This is a genomic window from Zooshikella harenae, from assembly GCF_018837975.1.
Taxonomy (GTDB): domain Bacteria; phylum Pseudomonadota; class Gammaproteobacteria; order Pseudomonadales; family Zooshikellaceae; genus Zooshikella; species Zooshikella harenae.
On sequence record NZ_JAGSOY010000140.1, the window covers coordinates 1 to 4,894 of the forward strand.

Genomic DNA, 4,894 nt, shown 5'->3' on the forward strand with positions numbered 1-4,894 from the left:
TATGATAAAAGCTGAATATGTCATCCACCACTTCAATTTGAGGGAACAGTTAACCGTTAATAAAATTACCTTAAGAGATTATAATTTTACAAAACCAAATCTTGACTTAGAACAACAAGCACAGCTTACGACAGAAGCTCAACGGGAGTTGTACTACCATAGTGGTCTGTATCAAACCATATCCACTGGATCACACCAGGCCAATGTGAAACTCCTTCAGGCACAAAGCCAAATAACACTAGGCCAGGGTGAGAGTAATTGCATTTATCTGTTACCTGGCGGAATCTTTACACTACAAGAACATACCAACCCTCAATTAAATCAGCAGTATCTCGTTACAAAAGCTCGTCATCATGGTAAACAACCGCAATCACTCGAAGAAGACGCCAGTGATGAGCCTACTACTTATAACTGTCACTTTAACTGTACTCGCTTTAAAGATCTTGAATACAAGTCCATCGCCTCCCCCAAAGTTATCAAAAAAAATCGTTGCTATAGCGTTGAGTCTGCAATAGTTGCTGGACCAAAAGGCGAAGAAATCTACACCGATCACTATGGCCGAATTAAAGTTCAATTCCACTGGGACCGTGATGGTCATTATTCAGAACACGCTTCTTGTTGGGTACGTGTGGTACAACCTTGGACAGGCTCAGGCTGGGGAGCCTTACAACTACCACGAATAGGTCAGGAGGTTTTAGTTAGCTTTATTAATAGTGATCCTGACCGCCCAATCATTAAAGGAGGATTTTACAATGGACTGAATATGCCACCTTATCAATTACCTGAGCATAAAACCAAAACTACGATTAAAACCTGTAGCACACCCAATGCCGAGGGATTTAACGAATGGCGCTATGAAGATAAAAAAGGTCAGGAGCAAATTTTTGTTCATGCTGAACGCAATATTGATGTCCATGTCAATCATAATAAAACGACATATATAGGTAATCAGCAACATGAAATTGTTGATCAATCACACCATAGTCATATTCACCAAAACTTTTCACAGCACATACATGGACAACTGAATACTAAGGTAGAACAACAACAATACATTACTGTGCATGGCAGTCTGCATGAAAAGTCCAAGCAAAAAACGTTTACGGACAGTACTCAAGAAATCCATTTACAATCCAGTAGTAAATTGATCATTGATGCTGGCATGGAGTTAATCGCCAAGGGTAATAACAGTTTTTTTAAGTTAAATCCCGGTGGGGTCACCATGAATGGCCCAAGTATACGTATTAATGCAGGAGGAACACCAGGTATTGGTACACCAGAAAACCTTAAATTACCCATAAAAGCAGACACAGTACCAACCGTTCAGTTACCGCCGAAAAGAAAACCTATTGATATTAAAGCTCTCAAAGCTTCTATTGATAATCAGCAAGAAATTCGTCTTGCCAGTGATTATGCCTTAAGACAACTCGTTAGCTTAGCCAATGACTTACCAGAAGACCATTTTATTTTCGTTATGAAAGGTATTTTTGGTATCGAAGTTACTGTTAAAACCTATAAAAAACTGTATGATTTAGCAAAGAGTAACAGCATTCAAAATCCCTCTATTATTGTAACTGACTCTCTAATTCATGGTCATATTGCTGGCTATAATCAAGATGACAATAAAATATATGTTCATAAAAGCCTTGCTTTAGATGCTATTGATAACAATGAAAGTAAAGCCAAACTTTTCGCTATATTACTTGAAGAATTTGGTCATTACATTGATGACTTATTACGGAACAATTTGAGTTCAGTCGGAGGTGATGCCAAAAATGATGAAGGCGCTGCTTTCGGTTATCATATCGTTAATATCGATTATACAGTTCAAGATAATATTGATTTTGCTGTCATTGATGCTCCTAAATATTCAGGTCATTTAATTATCCCTATCACTGAAGCCCACGAAAAAGCATTGGAGTATCTTGATATTATTGAACAACTGGACGATGGGCGCTTCCAACAATGGGAGTTTTTTGGCGCAGGCGAAGGTGTCGGTGAACATAGCCATGGCCATAAAAGTATAGAGCTTGCAGCCTTTATTTCAAAAAGTAGTGAGGACAGTGTATTAGATCCAATATTGAAACAAAAAGATAATCCTAAAGAACTGCTAGAGATAGCTTATAAGATATATTACGGTAATTGGTTACGTGATTTCTCTCAGCTTTGTGATCCAAAAACCATTAGACCCGAAAACGAAACACTTGAAGATTTACAAAAAATTCTTTTATCTCGCCAAGCTTGGACCAGAATTATTGCCGTAATCGGTGCTGTAGACTTTCTCCCCAAAAATGAGAATGATGCAGATATTTCTGAATATGTTTATAAGTCTACCATTCCTGACCGACTCGGTGTCTATCGTCCAGAAGAGCATATAGACAACCCTAAAGGTATATCTGAAGCAACAAAAGTCTCCAAAAAATTTGTGAAACCACCTACTGAAGAACAACTAGCAATAAACCTTAAAACAGGGTTAGCTAATTATATTGCAACCCCCACACCCAACGAGTCTTTTGAGCCAGCAACTCAGTATCTTAAAGGTCAGTTAAAACTATCGAAAGATAAGTATTCAAATGAAAGTGGAGGAAAGCGAAATGAGGCTTTCAGACACTATGGGCAAGCTCTTCATGTATTAGAAGATTATTTTGCTCATTCTAACTTTGCAGAATTATCGCTTATAAAGTATGGAAATCTAGGAGTGATAGGTCCTGTTGCAAAACAAGTTTATCCTTGGTGTGTACCTGTTGCAGGCCTAAATCGCTTACCTATAGTTACTGGTGTCTTTGGGCCTGTTGATACAGTAGCCAGTTTATTGTCTAAACTCACAGCCATCTTTAAAGCGGGAGCAATCGAAAAGCCTGAAGAAGAAAGCACTGAATTTAAATTAACACCAGCAGAACAAATCATTGGCATCGTGTTACATGATTTAGCTGAAAGTGAAAATAATATAAAGAGTAGTTCAAATAACGTTGAAACTGAAAGTTTATTTCAAGATTTCATGAGTAGTTTTAAGAACGTTAGAGAGTTTTCCTGGTACTATGAACGTTTTAATCAGTATATTGTAACAAAAAAATATTTCCACCATTTAAAAAATAACATTAGTTTATATAAACACCTTCCTGACTTTGAGTTTGAGTTTGAGTTTGAGTTTGAGTTTGAGTTTGAGTTTGAGTTTGAGTTTGAGTTTGAGTTTGAGTTTGAGTTTGAGTTTGAGTTTGAGTTTGAGTTTGAGTTTGAGTTTGAGTTTGAGTTTATAGAACATATCAAGCATAAAGTTATGTCACTTATTGCATCCCTATTAAATACTATTGTTATGCATACCAGTGATTTACAGACCTACATTGATGATGATCATGGTAACAGTCCGACCCATACTCAGCTTGCTAAGGATCATGATGAACATCCACTACACGAACTCGCATCTTCCTTGGCAACACATGCTGTACAGGATGTAACCCGCAGCATGGTTAAAGTATGGCTTGGATATAATAATATTAATGATGTTTATAAACTTATCGATAAATATATTGCTCACCCCAATGATCAGGATTGGATGCTTGAAATAGTAAAAAAATGGAGCAAAGATTATAAAGAGAAACTTAAAAAATGTAAAAAAGGTGATATTTTTAACACGGTATCTCACCACACAAAAGAACATACTGAACAACTTAAAGAAAAGCTAAAACAACTAGAATCAAACATTAACAACGGACCAAACAAACTAACAGAAATTCAAGAAAAATATAAAACCGTTTCATTGGAACAACTAACCAACAAAATTAAAAATTCAACAAAAGGTATAATAATTGATTATTTAACACGAATAAAAAGGCTACCAAAAATCTTACAAGAAAGCCATTCAAATCATTACCCAGCACTTAAAAACAAAACACAAAAACAATTAAAAAATGAAATAAACAACATTACCGACACCTTATTTAAAAATATGCAGCAACTACATAGTACTTATATAACATATGCATATAACCATATAATAGAGATAAGCACCACCGCAAAATCATTACAAAAAAAAGACCTTACCGCCTTCATAAATAACAAAAAAAGGAAATTTATCGAACAATTATCTCTTACAGAAACAAACAAAAAAAACTGGTTAGTACAATTAGCAATGATTACGATCTATTAGCAAAAGAGTCACAAGTAATATCAGATCACCTTGAAAAAGAACTAAATGAGTATTGGTCAGCAATCAATGAATATGCATCAAAGTTTTCCAAGTAATTTCATTCAAGCCTTGTTCATTTTTATTGTAATCAGCACTACCATACCGTGCTATTCTTCAAATTTAACAATAACGCTCAATGATAGAGATATCGAAATCAATAACAAAGCTGTTTTTCTCGATACCAGTATAGATAACTGGTTCAACCTACTAGGTAAACCAGATAGGACCACCAAATTTGTCGTGAAAGGTTTACCCGAGGAATATTTGAGAGTTGCTTATACCTGGGATAAATTAGGATTAGCCATTGAGTCACGATTAAAAACCAACAAAGCACATTCTTTATTGATCATGCTTGACATAAAAAACTATTCAGAAGACATTGGGCCATTTTACAAAAAACTTACTTCGCCAAATAATGCGCCTATAGGAAAAATTAGCGTTGTAACAGACTTATACTTAGCCTCAGCTAATAGAAAGATTGCTTATGAATTCATTCTACTTCCCAAAAATGATTTTAGTGGAAAACTAAAAGTTGAAGGAAAAGAAGTCGACAAAACCACTCTTGAAAAAAACTTTTTTAACATCCCTAAGAACTACAGCAAAAGATCATTTTCGAAAATAAAGCCTATTAATACCATTTCTGACTTTCCCAAAATAGCCTCTCTAGGCAGATCAATCGAATATGCCATGATGGGTACAGAGTTTGGC

At 35.5% G+C, this 4,894-nt stretch carries 2 protein-coding genes; both read left to right on the forward strand.

From position 1 onward, the window contains the following. Positions 1-4,147 (forward strand): type VI secretion system tip protein TssI/VgrG (tssI, locus tag KCG35_RS23615; protein ID WP_215822314.1); only part of this gene is annotated, 4,147 nt, incomplete at its 5' end. A 45-nt stretch (positions 4,148-4,192) separates the two neighbouring features. Further along, positions 4,193-4,894: DUF7738 domain-containing protein (locus KCG35_RS23620; protein ID WP_215822315.1), on the forward strand; the 702-nt coding region annotated here is incomplete at its 3' end.